The organism is Pseudothioglobus sp. nBUS_23 (assembly GCF_051201565.1).
GTDB lineage: Bacteria > Pseudomonadota > Gammaproteobacteria > PS1 > Pseudothioglobaceae > Pseudothioglobus.
In genome coordinates this window covers 1,564,007-1,580,843 of the sequence record NZ_CP179200.1, presented here as the reverse complement: position 1 = coordinate 1,580,843, position 16,837 = coordinate 1,564,007, and the positions used below count along the sequence as shown (strand labels likewise).

The following is a 16,837-nucleotide window of genomic DNA, read 5'->3' as shown; positions in this document are numbered from 1 at the left end:
TAAGAGAAATTTGGTGGAGATGGGGGGAATTGAACCCCCGTCCGAAAACTTTCAGTCAAGAAGTCTACATGCTTAGTAAAGGTCTATTGAGTTAACTTTTTACCACCCGACCCACAGGGATGTAAAAAGCGATTTTAGATTAGGTTTTAACCCTATTACCCTAAAATAATAATAGTGGCGAGTCTGTTAGCGACCGTTATCCTAAAAGTACAGACAACTCCTAAGTAACGGTTAGCATTATGCTGCTAAAGCGTAGTTGTCTTCGTTTGCAACTATTATTTAAAGAACGTTTTTACGAGCAATCTTTATCCTCGACATGCATCCTTGAAATCCAACTCCTCGTCGAAGCCATGTCATCCCCAGATGATTATATTATACGCTTGATTAATTAAATTTAGCTAATTGTGACTCTAGCAAACTTTCTTTTGCCAACTTGATAGACAGAGGTACCTTCGCTTGGAGTCAGATCTTTATCATTGATCTTTTCTCCATCCATTTTCACAGCACCTTGCTTAATCATTCGAAAAGCCTCTGATGTTGAGTTAACAAGATTAGAGTCTTTGAGAAGGTTTGCAATTTTAAGACCTTTCGGAAATGTGTATTCATCCATTTCCTCAGGAATTTGATTTTTTGCAAATCGATCAATAAAGTTTTGTTGAGCTTTTTTTGCAGCGGGATTATTATGAAAGCGAGTTATGATTTCTTCAGCTAAACGAAACTTTATGTTTCTTGGATTTTCACCATTCTCTACTTCTTTTTTCCAAGATTCGATAGTTTTAAGTGACTCAAAACTTAATAATTCAAGGTATCGCCACATCAGTTCATCTGAAATCGACATAATCTTACCGAACATGCTGTCTGGTTCTTCATCAATTCCGATATAGTTATCTAAAGACTTGCTCATTTTTTGAACACCATCCAAGCCCTCTAATATTGGCATGGTCAGAATGACTTGAGGCTCCATATCGGCTTGTTTTTGGAGCTCCCTTCCAACTAATAGATTGAATTTTTGATCTGAGCCACCTAGTTCCATGTCAGCTCTAAGCGCTACAGAATCATAGCCCTGAACTAATGGATATAAAAATTCATGTATTGAGATTGCTTGACCACCTTTATAGCGTTTTGAAAAGTCATCACGCTCTAGCATTCTTGCTACAGTGTGCTTAGATGCAAGAGAAATCATTTCTGTTGAGCTCATCTTGCCCATCCATGCAGAGTTAAAAGCAATCGTAGTTTTTTCTTTATCTAGGATTTTAAAGATTTGATCTTGATAAGTCTTGGCATTCTCTAGAACATCCTTTTTTGTCAAAGGCTTACGAGTTACATTTTTTCCTGTGGGATCTCCAATCATGCCTGTAAAGTCACCTATTAGGAAAATTATTTTGTGGCCAAGATCTTGAAGTTGCTTCATTTTGTTAATGACAACAGTATGACCAAGATGCAAGTCTGGAGCAGTAGGGTCCATGCCTAATTTGATTCTTAAGGGTTTATTTTTTTGAAGTTTAGTCTTTAGTTCATCAAGGGGCAGTATCTCATCAGTACCTCTCTGAATGATTGCTAATTGTTCATTAATTGTCATTATAAATATTCCCTATGGCCTAATTTGTCCGTCACCCATGACGATGTATTTTTGTGATGTTAACCCCTCAAGTCCTACAGGACCTCTAACATGAAATTTTCCAGTACTAATTCCAATCTCAGCGCCAAACCCGTACTCAAATCCATCCGCAAAACCTGTCGAAGCATTCACCATAACAGAAGATGAGTCAACTTCAGATAAGAATTTATTAGAATTCTCCTCATTCTCAGTCACAATTGCATCGGTATGGGCTGACCCATAGGTGTTAATATGGGATATCGCTTCATCGACTGATTGGACGATTTTCATTGAAAGAATCGGTGCTAGATATTCTTCACTCCAGTCGGCCTCAGATGCTTTTTTGATAACATTCGAAAGCATTTGTGACTTATCACAGCCTCTTATTTCAACCTGTTTTTCAGTCAAGAGCTGAATAAGCTTAGAGAGTGCTTTTGAATCAAAATCTTTGTGAACTAGAAGTGTTTCTGTCGCATTACAAACCCCATATCGACGCGTTTTACCATTGAAGGCAATATCAACTCCTTTTTGAGGGTCTGCATCTTTATCTAAATAAGTGTGACATACCCCATCAAGATGTTTGATAACCGGTACCCTGGCATTTTTACTAATATTTTTGATGAGGCCTTTACCGCCTCTTGGAATGATTGCATCAACATGATCACTAGCACTAACGAGATGTGTGACAGCTTCACGGTCTGTTACCTTGATGAGCTGAACAGAGTTTGAATCAAGCCCAGCGTCCTCAAGACCTTTCTCAATGCAAGAGTAAAAAGCTATATTGGAGTTAATCGCCTCTGATCCACCCCTAAGAATGATGGCATTCCCAGATTTAATGCACAGCCCAGCAGCATCGACTGTCACGTTTGGACGAGACTCATATATCATCCCTATCACTCCCAAAGGAACCATCATTTTTCCAATTTTGATTCCACTTGGCCTCTCCTTGAAGTCAGACATTTGACCTATTGGGTCATTCAAAGTTGCAATTTGATGAAGCCCTTGAATCACGTTGTTGAGTCTTTCATCGTTAAGCATTAAGCGATCTAACAATGCATCATCAATGCCATTTTTCTTAGCAGCGTTTAAGTCTATCTGGTTTGCATCTAGAATAAATTGTTTGCTCTCTTGAATTTGGTTTGCGATGCAAATTAATGCATTATTTTTTTGAGTAGTACTTGCAATTCTTAATGAATTACTGGCAGACCTAGCCTTTTCACCTATTTGCTTGATTAATTCAGCTATTGAGTCCATTGCTTTTTCCAGATAAAGAGATCACTACGTTTTGCAGCTCATCATAAACATCAAGATTATCCATACCTTTAAGAGAGCGGTCAATACGACCCAGCTTTAAAAGGAGCTTTTGAAGCTTTTGGTAGCTATGTTTTTTAAGCGCATTGGAGATGAGTGGTTTACGTTTTTGCCATACTCGATGATTATTAAGAATCGACTCAATAGTTTGATTAGTTTTGAGCTCAACAGACATCGTCACTAAATTTTTTAATTCTCTATAAAGTGAAGATATTAAGATAACTGGAGGCGTAGAGTCATCTTTAAGAGATCTAAAAATTTTGTTTACTTTGTCAGTGTCACCTTGAAGCGCTGAATCAATCATTCCAAAGACAGTATATTGTGATTGCTGATCGATCTGATTAAGGTATTGCTGAAGATTGATCTTACCATCAGGATAGGCAATTTTTAGTTTCTGAATTTCTTGCATTGTTGCCAAAAGGTTACCTTCGGTACAGTAGGCTATTGCATTAGCAACTTCAGTGTTTGATTCAAGACCAAGTTGAGTCATATTCCTGGTAATCCATCCAACCAATTGACTACTTTGAACCTCCCAATGCTGAATGATAACTCCATTTTTATCTAGCGCTTTAAACCACTTGCTTTTTTGTTGCGCCATCTCCAATTTCCCTGAAGAAATAATGAGCAAAATATCTTCTGGAAGGGTTTCCACTATTTCAGTAAGCGCTTTTGAGCCTTTGACACCAATCTTTCCAGAGGTTAGTCGACATTCTAGTATTCTTTTTTCTGCAAAGAGTGATGGACTAGAAATCAAACTAATGATATTGTCCCAAGAGAAATTTCCATCAATATCAAACCTAAATCTCTCATTAAACCCATCTTGCCTAGCAACTTCTTTAATCATTGACAAAGACTGCTCCACCAAAAGTATTTCAGCACCAAAAGCAAAATAAATAGATGCTATTTGCTTAGAAAGAGAATTTTGAAGTTGTTCAGGCTTAATATTCATGCATCTAAAAATTTATGAAAGTATCGTGTATAAGAATTTTTATTTATGTATCTCATTATGTCATAGTTAAAAAAAATAGTGATTTAACCTTGAAAAATGCCATCAAACCCTATATATATGAAATCTATAGGGTATATTTACCTTTCTAATTTAGGTTAAATTTAAATTTATGTATAAGAATATTTTACTATGGTTGGTCTTGGGAAGTGTGCTTGCCTCACTTTTTGGGCAGTTCAATGTAACAAGTGAATCCAATGATATTAGCTACTCGCAATTCATTCAAAATGTTAAACAAGGTAATGTTTCAAGTGTAACAATAGCTGGGAGTAACATCAGCGGTGTTACTGCACTGGGTGAAAAGTTTGAGACATATAGCCCAGGTGATCTTGGCTTAATGGGAGACCTCTTGAATAATGGTGTTTCAGTCCAAGCTACGCCTCCAGCCAAAGAGAGCTTTGTAAAACAACTAATTATTTCATTAGCGCCAATTCTGCTCCTAATTGGAGTCATTATGTATACGATGCGCGGCGCTGGTGGAGCAATGGGCGGTAAAAACCCAATGTCATTTGGTAAATCTAAAGCGCGCTTAATTACGAAAGATGAATCTCACGTCACCTTTGAAGATGTTGCTGGCGTTGAAGAGGCAAAAGAAGAGGTTGGCGAGCTAGTAGACTTTCTATCTGATCCAAGTAAATTCACTAAGGTTGGTGGAAAGATTCCTAAAGGGGTATTGATGGTGGGTCCTCCAGGAACAGGTAAAACTCTACTTGCTAAAGCAGTTGCTGGTGAGGCAGATGTTCCATTCTTTTTCATTTCTGGTTCAGATTTTGTAGAGATGTTTGTCGGTGTGGGCGCTTCACGTGTCAGAGACATGTTTGATCAAGCTAAGAAGAACGCACCTTGTATTATATTTATAGATGAGATTGATGCTGTTGGACGCCAGCGTGGAGCTGGAATGGGCGGTGGTCACGATGAGCGTGAACAAACACTCAATCAGATGCTTGTTGAAATGGATGGCTTTGAAGGGTCAGAAGGAATTATTGTTGTAGCTGCTACTAACCGTCCAGATGTTCTCGATCCAGCTCTGCTAAGACCAGGAAGATTTGACAGGACAGTGACTGTTGGACTTCCTGATATTAATGGGCGTGACGCAATATTAAAAGTTCACATGAGAAAACTTCCCATTGCAAAAAATGTTAAGTCAATGGATATTGCAAGAGGAACGCCAGGATTCTCTGGCGCAGACCTTGCGAATTTGACAAACGAGGCAGCGCTAATTGCTGCTAGATTCAGCAAAAAACTTGTAGGCATGAGAGAGCTTGAGAAAGCGAAAGATAAAATCATGATGGGTGCAGAGCGCAAGGGAATGGTGATGGATGCAGCTGAGAAAGAAATGACAGCATATCATGAGGCGGGTCACGCTATTGTTGGGCGTTTGATGCCTGAGCATGACCCGGTATACAAAGTTAGTATTATTCCAAGGGGAAGGGCTCTTGGCGTAACAATGTTTCTTCCTGAAAAGGATAGCTATAGCATTTCAAAACGTAAGCTGAATTCGCAGGTCGCATCACTATTTGGCGGTCGAATTGCAGAGGAATTGGTTTATGGAGAGGATGCGGTGACAACTGGTGCAAGCAACGACATTGAGCGTGCTACAGAAATAGCACACAAAATGGTCAAACTCTGGGGCATGTCGAGCGTTATGGGTCCAATGGCGTATGGCGAGGATGAGGGTGAGGTTTTCCTTGGCCGTCAAGTCACAAAACATAAGCATATTTCAGATGAAACATTTACCAAAGTAGATAGTGAAATTAGAAAAATTATCGACACGAACTATTCTGCAGCCTACAAAATTATTGAAGATAATCGAGATATTCTTGATGCAATGGCTGCTGCATTAGTTGAGTTTGAAACAATAGACACTAATCAGATCGATGACCTAATGGCTAGAGTTCCTATGAGGGAGGCTGCAGAAGTTATAGACTCTGATGAGGTCTCATCTGAACTGGGTACAGGAGGTAAAGAATCAAAGAGCTCTAAATCTGCATCTGATACAAAAACTGATGCTGATGGTGGTACAGAGCAGTTTGCATAAATTGCTTTAATAATGAATCACAGTGAGCCAATCATTATGGGTGTTCTCAATGTAACACCCGATTCTTTTTCTGATGGCGGTAAATTTTTTGATTCAGACTTAGCGATAGACCAAGCTAAATCGATGGTCGAAAATGGTGCTGGAATAATTGACATTGGTGGTGAATCTACCCGACCTGGAGCATCAGCTGTCAGTCTAAATGATGAGCTTGAAAGGGTTATCCCAGTCATTGAAGCGCTCACAAAGGAAATTAATGTCCCTATATCAATAGATACTTCCAAGCCAGAGGTGATGGAGCAAGCTATTTCATCAGGTGCTAATATTATTAATGACGTCAATGCGCTTAGGGCAGAGGGCGCTTTGGAAATGGCAGCTAAGCTTAAAGTTGATGTTTGTCTGATGCATATGCAGGGCAACCCAAGAACAATGCAAAGTAACCCAAGTTATGCTGATGTCGTTGGAGATATTAAGAGTTTCTTTAAAGAAAGAATCAATGCTTGTGAAAGGGCAGGAATAGAGCTCAGCTCTATCACGCTGGATCCTGGATTTGGTTTTGGAAAGAATTTAGGACATAATATAGCTCTGCTCAAGAATCTCTCAGAGTTTCATGAGTTCGGTGTTTCTATTCTAGCTGGACTATCAAGAAAATCAATGATAGGGACCTTGCTTGGTGATAAAGACGTTGACTCGAGGATGATTGGAAGCGTAACAGCGGCATTGATTGCTGTTGAGAATGGAGCAAACATAATACGAGTGCATGATGTTGCAGAAACAAATGACGCTTTAAAGGTATGGCAACAAATTAAATATTTTAGGGGGTAGTTTTGAGTAATTTTTTTGGAACTGATGGCATTCGTGGTGAAGTGGGTAAGTCTCCAATCACGGCCGATATCTTACTAAAGGTTGGGTGGGCAGTTGGCTCAGTTTTGAAAGAACAAAATGAAAATCCGAGCGTCATTATTGGAAAGGATACGCGAGTTTCGGGTTATCTTTTTGAGTCAGCTCTTGAGGCTGGTTTTTTATCGGCTGGTGTCAATGTAGGCATGCTTGGACCTATGCCATCTCCAGCTATTGCCTATCTAACTCAGGCATTTAGTGCTTCCGCCGGAGTTGTTATTAGTGCATCACATAACCCATATCAAGATAATGGCGTTAAGTTTTTTTCAAGTAAGGGTGTGAAACTCAATGATGAAACTCAAAAAGCAATTGAAAAAAAGATTTCAATGCCAATGTCCAGTGTAGGTTCTGCATCAATTGGTAAGGCAAGGCGCTATGAACAAGCTTTAGGTAGGTATATTGAATTTTGTAAGTCCACATTTGATAAGTCCTGTGATTTATCAAACTTAAAAATTATTATTGACTGCGCTAACGGAGCAACATACCACATTGCTGAGGATGTCTTTAGTGAGCTAGGTGCATCAGTATCAATGATTAATAATACTCCAGATGGTTACAACATTAATCGTGATTGTGGGGCAACAGATACCAAACATCTTCAAAAAGAGGTGTTAGAAAATAATGCCGATCTTGGTATAGCCTTTGACGGTGATGGAGATAGACTCATTATGGTGGACCATAAAGGCCAAAAAGTCGATGGCGATGAACTAGTCTTTATTATTGCTAATGCGTGGAAAGCGGGTGGTGATTTAAAATCAAATAAAGTCGTTGGTACTAAAATGACTAATTTAGGTATCCAGTTAGCTTTTGCTGAAATCGGCGTTAGCTTTATTGAGGCAGATGTTGGTGATCGACATGTTATGGATCAATTGATTGAGCATAAAGCAGTTCTTGGCGGTGAGGGCTCAGGCCACATTATTTGTCTAAACAAATCAACCTCCGGTGATGGCATTATTGCTGCATTACAGGTTCTAGAGGTTATGTCTAAGACTGGGAAGACCCTATTAGAGCTTAAAAGCAAAATGACGAAATACCCTCAAGTACTCATCAATGTTAAAACAGATACAAAGGTCAATCTTCAGGAAGAGTCAAAATTATCTCAAGCAATCAATTCAGTTGAGTCAAAATTATCAAAGACTGGACGCGTCTTAGTCAGAGAGTCAGGAACTGAGCCTTTAGTTAGAGTTATGGTAGAGAGTTCTAATTATGGCCTTGCCAAGGAATCAGCAGAGGAATTAGCAAAGATCATTCAATCAATGTAATTACAAAGTAATTACAATATTTTATGCCATAAGGCATCATTCGATATTATGGTACTTACAACAACTGAAATAGCATTTATTTCTCTCATTTTCGTGTGGATTGGGTTTGTAAGAACAGGGCTTGGTTTTGGTGGAGCAGTCCTAGGACTTCCACTCCTAATGCTTGTCAAAGGATCACCAATAGACTGGCTACCCATCATCGGCATTCATTTACTCTTTTTTTCTGGAATTGCCCTAGCCAACAAATTAGATACTGTTGACTGGAAATACTTCAAAAAGTCGCTTCCTTGGATATTGCCAGCTAAAGTTGTAGGAGTGATTGGACTGATTAGTTTACCTCCAACAGTAATGACCATCATTGTATATTCGATTACTTTCTTTTACGCCCTAACTTGGGTTATGAATTTTAAAATTGCATCTAGTGAAGGCTGGGCCAGTCGCCTATTACTCATTCTAGGGGGGTATATTTCAGGAACATCGTTAAATGGCGCACCACTGCTAGTAGCAGTTTACATGCAGAACATTGATATCAAAAAACTTAGAAACACCCTTTTCGTCCTATGGTTTCTCCTAGTCATGATTAAGATGAGTGCCTTTGTAATAGTTGATGTTTATATCAACTGGCAGTTTTCTTTGATGCTGATTCCTGTTGCTGCACTTGGGCATTTTGTCGGCTTAAAGGTCCACGATCGAGTCATTGAAAATGACACTATATTTAAAAGATGGATGGGCGGTGCTTTAGTATTAATATGTATAGCGGGGTTAACAAAAGTTTTTACTTGAACTCAAAGTTAGGGAATTTTTTCCATGGCTGTCAATGGGATTTCAGTAGTGCTTTTAATTTCTTCAATGGCAAAATTTGAAGTCACTTTGAGAAATTGAACTTTCTCAATCAAGTTTTTATAAAAATTATCATAGCTCTCAATGTCTTTGACCACAACCTTAAGAAGGTAATCCGTCTCACCGCTCATTCGATAGCATTCGATTACTTCCGGAATCTCTTTAATGATTTCTGCAAAAAGACTGATTCTTTCTTGATTATGATTGGTTACAGTCACCGCTACCATTGCAGTAACATTTGAACCAACCCTTTTTCTGTCAACTAAAGCCACCGTTTTGCTGATGTAGCCATTATCCTTTAGTTGATTGATTCTTTTCCAGCAAGGAGTGGTTGATAAGTGTACTTCAGCAGATAACTCCTGAATTGTTAGCTCTGCATTATTTTGGAGCAGCTTTAGTAGTTTAATGTCAATAGCATCCATAATGTTATAGTAAAAAGGGTAATAATATAATATTTTTCTTTTAATAGATATTAAAATAGAAAAAATTGCTTTTTTATTACTTAAATATAATTTATTTAGAATATTTTACTATAATTTCCACCATATTTTAAATAGTTTCTGAAATGTACAAATATAGCGAAAAAGATAAGCAGTTTTTAGTAGAGAGAGTTGATCAATTTGAAAAGCAATTAAATCGTTATTTATCGGGTGAATTGGATGAAGACAAGTTTAGAAGTTTGAGGCTCAGAAATGGACTCTACATGGAGTTACACGCTCACATGCTACGAATTGCTATCCCCTATGGAATCTTGAGCTCTAACCAGCTTAGAGCACTTGCAGATGTTGCAGATAAATATGACAGAGGGTTTGGCCACTTCACAACAAGACAAAATATACAATTTAACTGGATTCAGTTACCTGAAATTGCAAACTTGTTAAGAGATTTAACAGAGGCAGGGCTTCACGCCATTCAAACTAGTGGCAAGGCAACTCGAAATATCACCGCTGATCCTTTATCTGGACTCACTGAAGGTGAGATTGAGGATGCAAGGCCATACTGTGAACTCATCAGACGCTGGTTTAATCTTCATCCGGAGTTCTCATGGCTACCTGGAAAATTCAAAATTGCAATCAATGGCGCAAAACTTGATGAAACTGCTTTAAGAATCCATGACCTTGGTCTTAGGCTTGTAAAAAATAAAAAAGGAGAGTTAGGATTTAGTGTTTATGTAGGAGGCGGATTAGGGGCTGCAGCAATGGTTGCTCCAGAAACAGCTTCGTTTGTTCCAATCGAGGACATTCTTAGTTATCTTGAATCTGCAATGAGAATTTATAACTTGAAAGGTCGACGTGATCATCAAAAAAAACTACGCATTAAGTTTTTAGTTCGTGAGCTAGGAGCTGAAGAGTTTTCTCGATTAGTTGATGAGGATTGGCAGCAAACTAAGAATGATCCGGATCTTAAATTGAACCTTAAAGAGCTTGGGAGTTTGCAAGAGGACTTTGCATTACCAATCAAGCCTATTAATCTTGATGGGTTTAAAGATAAGGTTGATTTCAATTACAGTATTTGGAAGAAAAATAACGTTCGAAATCATAAAACTCCTGGTTTTAGTATTGTAAATATTTCTCTAACAAAACTAGGATCAGCTCCTGGTGACGCGACATCAGAGCAGATGAGAATCCTTGCAAAACTTGCTGATCAATATAGCTCAAGTGAGATCAGAACAACCAAAAGACAAACAATGGTTTTTCCATTTGTCAGAAAAGACCAAGTTTTTGATTTGTGGAAATCATTAGAAGAAAATGACCTAGCTAGTCCACATGAAGGGACGCTGGCACAAATTGTTGCTTGCCCAGGTAGAGATTATTGCGATCTCGCAAAAGCTGTCTCCATTCCAATTGCAACAAGAGTTCAAGAGCGATTTAACGATATGAATAAGCTCCTAGATATCGGAGATTTAAAAATTAATATTTCTGGTTGCGAGAATTCATGTGCTCACCATCACATAGCTGATATTGGTTTACTGGGTATGCAGAAAAAAGGTGAGGAATATTACCAAATAACGCTTGCTGGTGAGACGCTTCATGAGACCAACATAGGAAAAAAATTAGGACCATCAGTCAGCAGTGAAACAATTGTTGATGCAGTTGAAAGTATTGTAAATGTTTACATTGATCAGCGTCAGAATGAAGAAAAATTCACTGATGTATTTAAGCGAATTGGTATTGAGCCATTCAAGGAGAAGGTGTATGGATGAGATTCAAAACCCTAAAAGTCTAATTAATAGAGATTATGAACAAATTCCTCTTGTTTCATTTGATGAATGGATAGAAAGTCCAGAAAGGCACTCGAGATTAGGTGTTGGCATAATCATAGAGCCTAAAGATGATATTTATTTGATTAAAGACCAGCTTGAGTTTATTGAATTGATAGCTTTAGATTTCAGCAATTTTGATGATGGTAGAGGATATACCCAAGCGTATTTTCTGAGTAAAAGATGGCAATATGGTGGTGAGATTATTGGCATCAATGCTCATCTTGATCAATTGCAATTTATGATTAGGTCTGGTGTTACAAGCTATCAATTATTAGATTCATACCAGGGTAGTAATGAAGAGGATTACTCTAAGGGATTTAGCATGTGCTATCAAGCTGCTGCAAATAATCATGGACTAAACTTGCAATATTAATTCTTTAAATAATAGAACATTAGAGATGAATGAAAATAAAACTAGGTCAGTTGGAAAATCCATTTCTTGGAGAATACTAGCCTCTTGCGACACGATGTTAATTTCATATGTCATTACCAGAAGTTTTAAGATAGCTGCAGCAATTGGCTCAATAGAAGTATTAACCAAAATGGTTCTATATTATTTTCATGAAAGGGCTTGGAATAAATTTGCATTTGGTAGAAATTAATGCCCAGATGCGGTCTTTTTTAGGTCAATCATTTAAGGGTATAATATTGTCGATTTTTTAAAGAATATGTTTTTTAGAATTATTTTTAAAGGTGGGTTTATATGTCAGTAATGACTGAGCGCGTCACGCACGTGCATCATTGGAATGAGAACTTATTTAGCTTTCGCACTACTCGTGATCCTGGTTATCGATTTAAGAATGGTCATTTCACAATGATTGGACTTCCATCTGATGAGCGTCCTTTAATGCGCGCTTACAGTATCACTAGCTCTAATCATGAGCCTGAACTTGAATTTTTTAGTATTAAAGTTCAGGATGGTGCGCTTACCTCAAAGCTTCAAAACCTTCAAGTCGGTGACGAAGTTTTAGTAGGAAAGCGCTCCACAGGTACTTTGGTTCCTGATAATATGCTTCCTGGAAAAAATCTTTATTTACTTGCAACCGGTACAGGCCTTGCACCCTTTATGAGCATTATTAAGGACCCTGAGATTTATGATCAATTTGATAAAATTATCTTGGCTCATGGCGTTCGAGAGGTGTCTGAGTTAGCTTATTCTGACTACATTGAAAATATTCTTCCAAATGATGAATATTTGGGCGAAATGGTTCGTGAGAAACTCATCTATTATCCAACTGTAACACGCGAACCTTATAAAAACAACGGTCGTTTGACTACATTAATGGAGTGTGGCAAGTTATTCCTAGATCTAGATCAGCCCCATCCAACCCTGGAAGATGATCGCTTTATGATGTGCGGAAGTCCAAGCATGCTCAAAGATTTTGTAGCTATTTTAGAATCTAAAGGTTTTATTGAAGCTCGAAATGTTAATCCAGGGCACTTTGTCATTGAACGAGCATTTGTTGAATCCTAAGTTCATAGAATAAATCTAAGATCGCTCGTAAAATTTTCATTGAGCTAGATTAGATAGTTCTCAAAGTGTATTCAGTTGGATATGCCAACCTCTCCAAAAAATCTCAAATATATTAGACCCCAAAAAAATTTAAGAGGCTTATAATTTCTATCGTATTTATTTTAGTGAGGAGTATTCAATGCAAAGCAAACTTGACTCTGTTCGTGTTCTTATGAAAGAAAACCATGTTGATTTAATTGCTCTTGGTCCTGGAACTCACATGAAATGGTTATTAGGATTCAACCCTTCTCCAGATGAAAGACCTTGCATGTTATTGATGGGACTTGAAAATGATGCCTTCCTGATGCCTTCCGTTAATGCAGAGGATGCAATGAAACGCTCTGATATCAAAATGTTTAGCTGGAAAGATGAAAATGGACCTGATATAGCCCTAAATGAAGCCCTTTCATTTACTGGCTCGTCAAATGCAAAACACATTGCGATAGATGAAGCAATGCGTTCTCACTTTGCATTGATACTTATCGATGCATTGCCAAAGCCGACCTATGAGTTTACTAACTCTACGATTGGTGCGCTCAGAATGCGAAAAGATGATAACGAGTATGCAAACCTTAAAGAAAATGCCCTCATTGATGATAGAGCAATGCAGGCTGGTTTTGCAGCAATTAAAGAAGGCGTAACTGAACTCGAAATTGGTGAGGCAATCAACAAACACTTCATTTCAGAAGGAGCAAAACCTCAATTTTGCATTGTAGGTTCTGGTCCCAATGGTGCTTTTCCGCATCATCATACTGGGAATCGAAAAGTACAATATGGCGACGTTGTGTTGATTGATATTGGTGGACGAAAAGGTACTTTTCCAAGTGACATGACTCGTATGTCAGTCCTTGGTGAGCCACCAGAAGAGTATCATGAAGTTCACGCTATTGTAGAACGTGCTGTTCAAGCTGCTATGAAGGCTGCGAAGCCTGGAGTTATGGCTAAAGAGGTTGATGCTGCGGCCAGAGGCGTAATTACCGAAGCTGGCTATGGCGACTATTTTGTGCACCGAACTGGCCACGGCCTTGGTATTGATATTCATGAGCCTCCATATATTACTGCAACTTCTGAGGTTGTATTAGATGAGGGGATGGTCTTTTCAATTGAACCAGGAATTTATCTGCAAGGTAGATTTGGGGTTAGGCTAGAAGAGATAGTAATCTTAAGATCCGATGGTCCTGAAATTCTCTCAGAATTATCCAGAAAAACAAATTTTTTAAGCTAATGAATGAGAATTATCTAATACTATTAGGCTTAGGTAATGACGCAAAAGCAGAGGGAAAGTCTTTAGCTGAACAGATAGATGCGGTTCTTCCCCAAACGCAGTGCACCCAGTGTGATTTTGATGGTTGCAAGCCTTATTCAGAAGCAATTGTTAGTGGTGAAGCAGAAATTAATCAATGCCCACCTGGAGGTCAAGATGGAGTCGATGCTTTAGCGGAACTTTTAGGTCGGCAATCCCTTCCATTAAATGAAACTCATGGCGAAACAAAGCCAAGGAGAGTCGCCATTGTTGATGAAAAAGCCTGCATAGGATGCACACTTTGCATTAAAGCCTGTCCAGTAGATGCCTTTGTTGGATCATCAAAAGTTATGACCCAGGTAATTGCCAAAGAATGCACGGGTTGTGATTTATGTCTCCCAGTTTGTCCAGTAGATTGTATAGATATGATTGAATCTAAACCACTTCAAAAAATTCCCTACAAAGATTCAGCTCAATTTAATGATGCACTTAATCAAAGGCAGATTTTAGAGAGGTCAATCCGAGATAACTCAAGAGAAAGATATCAGTTTCATCAGGCCCGTTTGGAAAGAGATAAGCGTGAGAGAGATGAATTATTAAAATCTAGAACAATTGCTTTGAAAGAAAAAATGGCAAAAGACAAGGCACAAAAAGAAAAAATTCAAGCAGCAATGCAGCGCATAAAAAAATCTAAGAATAGTAATGCAATTAAGTGACTTTGATTTTGACTTGCCACAGTCACTGATTGCCCAATATCCAAGCTCCAAGAGAACTGAATCACGACTATTAGTAAGAAGTGATAAGTTCATTGATAGTCATTTTTCTCAGCTCAGTTCCTTCTTGAGACCTAACGACTTACTCATACTTAATGATACAAAGGTTATAGCGGCAAGACTTTTTGGATTTAAAGAGTCTGGAGGCAAAGTTGAGGTATTAGTTGAGCGATTGATTGATGATATTTCTGCGTTGGTAATGATTAAATCTAGCAGATCTCCAAAGCCCGGAAGTTTTATTACTCTGGAAAATAATACTCGCCTTGAAATTGTTGATAAACATGATGGGATGTATAGGGTCAATTTTGAGGGCGATACAATTCTAAAAACGCTGGATCAAATTGGCCACATTCCTTTGCCACCCTACATTGAGAGAGGAGATTCAGAAGAAGATACCAAAAGATACCAAACGGTTTATGCGAAAAATGATGGGGCTGTAGCTGCCCCGACTGCAGGACTTCACTTTGATGAGGAGTTGTTAACTAATCTTAAAAAGGAAGGTATAGATCATGCTTTTGTAACGTTGCATGTTGGTGCTGGAACTTTTCAGCCCGTCAAAGTTGATGATATTGAGACCCATAAAATGCATAGCGAGCAATTTGAAATTGATCAAATAACAGTAGATAAAATTATTCATACAAAAAAGAAGGGTGGGCGAATAATTGCCGTTGGAACGACAGCAGTGAGAACCCTTGAGTCAGCATCTCAAGGTGGTGAGCTAAAAAGTCAAAAAGGAGATACAGATATCTTTATATATCCTGGATTCAGGTTTCAGACTGTTGATGCGATGATAACAAACTTCCATTTGCCAAAGTCATCACTGCTCATGCTGGTCTCTGCCTTTATTGGATTTGAAGAAATGCATCAAACTTATCGGTATGCAATTGATAAGGAGTACCGTTTCTTCAGTTATGGCGACGCTATGTTGCTTGAGAAAAAATTAGACTTCTGATTTAATTGAAAGGTGTTTTGATAGAATAAATATAAAGAATGCCATAATGGGTAGAATTAAAAAGCTAGTCTTTATTGATGTAATCTCTGCAATTAGCCCAAGAAACAATGGACCAAGGAGCATCCCACCATAGCCAAGAGTTGCAATGCTTGCTATAGCAGTTCCTTGAGATATAGTTTCGTCATTACCTGCTCGCGAAAAAGCTAACGGAATGATTACCGCTATTCCCAATCCAATGAGTCCAAAACCCAAAAGTAATAATAAGAAAGAGTCTGAGACCAGCAATATAATTGAGCCAGTAAGCGCAACGAGTCCAGAGTAACGCGCAGCAGTTGCAGGTCCTAGAATAAATGATATTCTATCTCCCAATAGTCTCATTGAAAACATGCAGACGGAGAACACTGTAAATCCTAAAGCAGCATTCCCATCATTCAATGATGCAACGCTTTTTAGAAAAATAGCACTCCAGTCAGCGACAGCTCCCTCACTCAAGGATGCAAAAAAGGTAATTGTTGCTACAGGGAGTAAAGACCCTTTTGGTATTGAAATGAAAGGTGAATTAGCCTCTTTTTTATTTTTTTGAGATTCAAAAGGAACAAATGCAGCACTCAAAGCTAAAACAAAAATAATAGTCGAGATGAGACTAAAATGATTTTTAAATCCTACTTCATAAAAGGCTAATAAGGAGCCAAGCCCAGCACCAATTCCAGCACCAAGACTCCACATTGCGTGAAAAGAAGACATCACTGGGCGAGCGTATTCCCTTTCAACCTCTGCAGCCCATGCATTCATGGCAACATCATCGCCACCATGGATCGTTCCAAAAAAGATAACAGCAAATACCAACATCCATATTGAGTTTGCGTATGCGATAAATATTAACGTGAGTGGGATAAGAAGCAGGGTTGCTCTTTTGGTAATGAAGGCAGCTCCATATCGATCTGCAGCCCTCCCAAATATAGAAAAAGCAATGACTGCAGAAAGTCCAGCCAAGAAAATTAATAAACCTAAGGAGCCGGGTGATAAATCATGAAAGTCGACAATGGCTGGAATTCTGGAGGCCCAAGTACCAAATACCATACCATTGATAGCGAAAATTAATGAAACTGCAAACCGGCTATTTTTAAAAATTTTCATCCAGC

General features: G+C 38.4%; 16 protein-coding genes and 1 other RNA gene. 11 read left to right on the top strand and 6 right to left on the bottom strand.

The genetic code is table 11. From position 1 onward, the window contains the following. Positions 1–11 precede the first annotated feature (11 nt). From ssrA to holA, 4 genes are all read right to left on the bottom strand, one after another. Positions 12–361: a transfer-messenger RNA gene (gene ssrA, locus ACMAZA_RS08095) on the bottom strand. Between the two features lie 33 nt (positions 362–394). Then, positions 395–1,579 (bottom strand): tyrosine--tRNA ligase, encoded by a 1,185-nt coding sequence (gene tyrS / locus ACMAZA_RS08090; protein ID WP_435188570.1) that lies wholly within the window; start codon positions 1,577–1,579, stop codon positions 395–397. A gap of 12 nt (positions 1,580–1,591) precedes the next feature. Next, on the bottom strand, positions 1,592–2,851 hold the full coding sequence (locus ACMAZA_RS08085; RefSeq protein WP_435188568.1) for a glutamate-5-semialdehyde dehydrogenase: 1,260 nt from the start codon (positions 2,849–2,851) through the stop codon (positions 1,592–1,594). Next, positions 2,835–3,857 carry a DNA polymerase III subunit delta gene (gene holA, locus ACMAZA_RS08080; RefSeq protein ID WP_435188566.1) on the bottom strand — a complete coding sequence of 341 codons (1,023 nt, stop codon included), beginning with the start codon at positions 3,855–3,857 and terminating at the stop codon, positions 2,835–2,837. The genes ACMAZA_RS08085 and holA overlap by 17 nt, the downstream gene beginning before the upstream one ends. 169 nt (positions 3,858–4,026) lie before the next feature. Between holA and ftsH the strand changes: the two genes are divergently transcribed. Genes ftsH through ACMAZA_RS08060 form a run of 4 tightly spaced genes read left to right on the top strand, consistent with a single transcriptional unit; the run spans position 4,027 to position 8,894 of the window. Next, the gene (gene ftsH / locus ACMAZA_RS08075) at positions 4,027–5,952 is read left to right on the top strand and encodes an ATP-dependent zinc metalloprotease FtsH (RefSeq protein WP_435188564.1); all 1,926 of its coding nucleotides are present in this window, start codon (positions 4,027–4,029) and stop codon (positions 5,950–5,952) included. A gap of 12 nt (positions 5,953–5,964) precedes the next feature. Beyond that, positions 5,965–6,774 carry a dihydropteroate synthase gene (gene folP / locus ACMAZA_RS08070; RefSeq protein WP_435188562.1) on the top strand — a complete coding sequence of 270 codons (810 nt, stop codon included), beginning with the start codon at positions 5,965–5,967 and terminating at the stop codon, positions 6,772–6,774. Between the two features lie 2 nt (positions 6,775–6,776). Then, on the top strand, positions 6,777–8,111 hold the full coding sequence (gene glmM, locus ACMAZA_RS08065) for a phosphoglucosamine mutase (RefSeq protein ID WP_435188561.1): 1,335 nt from the start codon (positions 6,777–6,779) through the stop codon (positions 8,109–8,111). Between the two features lie 48 nt (positions 8,112–8,159). Further along, positions 8,160–8,894 carry a TSUP family transporter gene (locus ACMAZA_RS08060; RefSeq protein WP_435188559.1) on the top strand — a complete coding sequence of 245 codons (735 nt, stop codon included), beginning with the start codon at positions 8,160–8,162 and terminating at the stop codon, positions 8,892–8,894. A gap of 8 nt (positions 8,895–8,902) precedes the next feature. Here the strand turns inward: ACMAZA_RS08060 and ACMAZA_RS08055 are convergent, their stop codons facing one another. After that, positions 8,903–9,373, bottom strand: a complete 471-nt coding sequence (locus ACMAZA_RS08055) for an Lrp/AsnC family transcriptional regulator (RefSeq protein WP_435188558.1) — start codon at positions 9,371–9,373, stop codon at positions 8,903–8,905. 143 nt (positions 9,374–9,516) lie between these two features. On the opposite strand from ACMAZA_RS08055, the gene ACMAZA_RS08050 reads away from it, so the two are divergent. The 7 genes from ACMAZA_RS08050 to queA all read left to right on the top strand — a co-directional run bounded on the left by ACMAZA_RS08050 (position 9,517) and on the right by queA (position 15,695). Further along, positions 9,517–11,154 carry a nitrite/sulfite reductase gene (locus tag ACMAZA_RS08050; protein ID WP_435188556.1) on the top strand — a complete coding sequence of 546 codons (1,638 nt, stop codon included), beginning with the start codon at positions 9,517–9,519 and terminating at the stop codon, positions 11,152–11,154. After that, positions 11,147–11,587: a DUF934 domain-containing protein gene (locus ACMAZA_RS08045; RefSeq protein WP_435188555.1), complete on the top strand. Its 441-nt coding sequence runs from the start codon at positions 11,147–11,149 to the stop codon at positions 11,585–11,587. The genes ACMAZA_RS08050 and ACMAZA_RS08045 overlap by 8 nt, the downstream gene beginning before the upstream one ends. 25 nt (positions 11,588–11,612) lie before the next feature. After that, positions 11,613–11,816: a DUF2061 domain-containing protein gene (locus ACMAZA_RS08040; protein WP_435188553.1), complete on the top strand. Its 204-nt coding sequence runs from the start codon at positions 11,613–11,615 to the stop codon at positions 11,814–11,816. A gap of 101 nt (positions 11,817–11,917) precedes the next feature. Beyond that, positions 11,918–12,688 carry a ferredoxin--NADP reductase gene (locus ACMAZA_RS08035; protein WP_435188551.1) on the top strand — a complete coding sequence of 257 codons (771 nt, stop codon included), beginning with the start codon at positions 11,918–11,920 and terminating at the stop codon, positions 12,686–12,688. Between the two features lie 178 nt (positions 12,689–12,866). Then, entirely contained in the window at positions 12,867–13,952 is a 1,086-nt protein-coding gene (locus ACMAZA_RS08030) for a M24 family metallopeptidase (RefSeq protein WP_435188549.1), read from the top strand. Then, the gene (locus tag ACMAZA_RS08025) at positions 13,952–14,686 is read left to right on the top strand and encodes an RnfABCDGE type electron transport complex subunit B (RefSeq protein WP_435188547.1); all 735 of its coding nucleotides are present in this window, start codon (positions 13,952–13,954) and stop codon (positions 14,684–14,686) included. Before ACMAZA_RS08030 ends, ACMAZA_RS08025 begins: the two co-directional genes overlap by 1 nt. After that, a complete protein-coding gene (gene queA / locus ACMAZA_RS08020; RefSeq protein WP_435188545.1) occupies positions 14,673–15,695 on the top strand; it encodes a tRNA preQ1(34) S-adenosylmethionine ribosyltransferase-isomerase QueA in 1,023 nt (340 codons plus the stop codon). The genes ACMAZA_RS08025 and queA overlap by 14 nt, the downstream gene beginning before the upstream one ends. On the opposite strand, the gene ACMAZA_RS08015 is transcribed toward queA, so the two are convergent. Beyond that, complete coding sequence (locus ACMAZA_RS08015) at positions 15,684–16,832, bottom strand: MFS transporter (protein ID WP_435188544.1); 1,149 nt, start codon at positions 16,830–16,832, stop codon at positions 15,684–15,686. The two genes, queA and ACMAZA_RS08015, sit on opposite strands and share 12 nt — an antisense overlap. Between the last annotated feature and the right edge of the window lie 5 nt (positions 16,833–16,837).

Bases quoted from the DNA above. Each gene is read 5' to 3' on its own strand.
- ftsH (WP_435188564.1), top strand. From the start codon at position 4,027: ATGTATAAGAATATTTTACTATGGTTGGTCTTGGGAAGTGTGCTTGCC.
- queA (WP_435188545.1), top strand. From the start codon at position 14,673: ATGCAATTAAGTGACTTTGATTTTGACTTGCCACAGTCACTGATTGCC.
- ACMAZA_RS08040 (WP_435188553.1), top strand. From the start codon at position 11,613: ATGAATGAAAATAAAACTAGGTCAGTTGGAAAATCCATTTCTTGGAGA.
- ACMAZA_RS08025 (WP_435188547.1), top strand. From the start codon at position 13,952: ATGAATGAGAATTATCTAATACTATTAGGCTTAGGTAATGACGCAAAA.
- folP (WP_435188562.1), top strand. From the start codon at position 5,965: ATGAATCACAGTGAGCCAATCATTATGGGTGTTCTCAATGTAACACCC.
- ACMAZA_RS08055 (WP_435188558.1), bottom strand. From the start codon at position 9,373: ATGGATGCTATTGACATTAAACTACTAAAGCTGCTCCAAAATAATGCA.
- holA (WP_435188566.1), bottom strand. From the start codon at position 3,857: ATGAATATTAAGCCTGAACAACTTCAAAATTCTCTTTCTAAGCAAATA.
- ACMAZA_RS08035 (WP_435188551.1), top strand. From the start codon at position 11,918: ATGTCAGTAATGACTGAGCGCGTCACGCACGTGCATCATTGGAATGAG.
- tyrS (WP_435188570.1), bottom strand. From the start codon at position 1,579: ATGACAATTAATGAACAATTAGCAATCATTCAGAGAGGTACTGATGAG.
- ACMAZA_RS08085 (WP_435188568.1), bottom strand. From the start codon at position 2,851: ATGGACTCAATAGCTGAATTAATCAAGCAAATAGGTGAAAAGGCTAGG.
- ACMAZA_RS08015 (WP_435188544.1), bottom strand. From the start codon at position 16,832: ATGAAAATTTTTAAAAATAGCCGGTTTGCAGTTTCATTAATTTTCGCT.
- ACMAZA_RS08030 (WP_435188549.1), top strand. From the start codon at position 12,867: ATGCAAAGCAAACTTGACTCTGTTCGTGTTCTTATGAAAGAAAACCAT.
- ACMAZA_RS08060 (WP_435188559.1), top strand. From the start codon at position 8,160: ATGGTACTTACAACAACTGAAATAGCATTTATTTCTCTCATTTTCGTG.
- ACMAZA_RS08050 (WP_435188556.1), top strand. From the start codon at position 9,517: ATGTACAAATATAGCGAAAAAGATAAGCAGTTTTTAGTAGAGAGAGTT.
- ACMAZA_RS08045 (WP_435188555.1), top strand. From the start codon at position 11,147: ATGGATGAGATTCAAAACCCTAAAAGTCTAATTAATAGAGATTATGAA.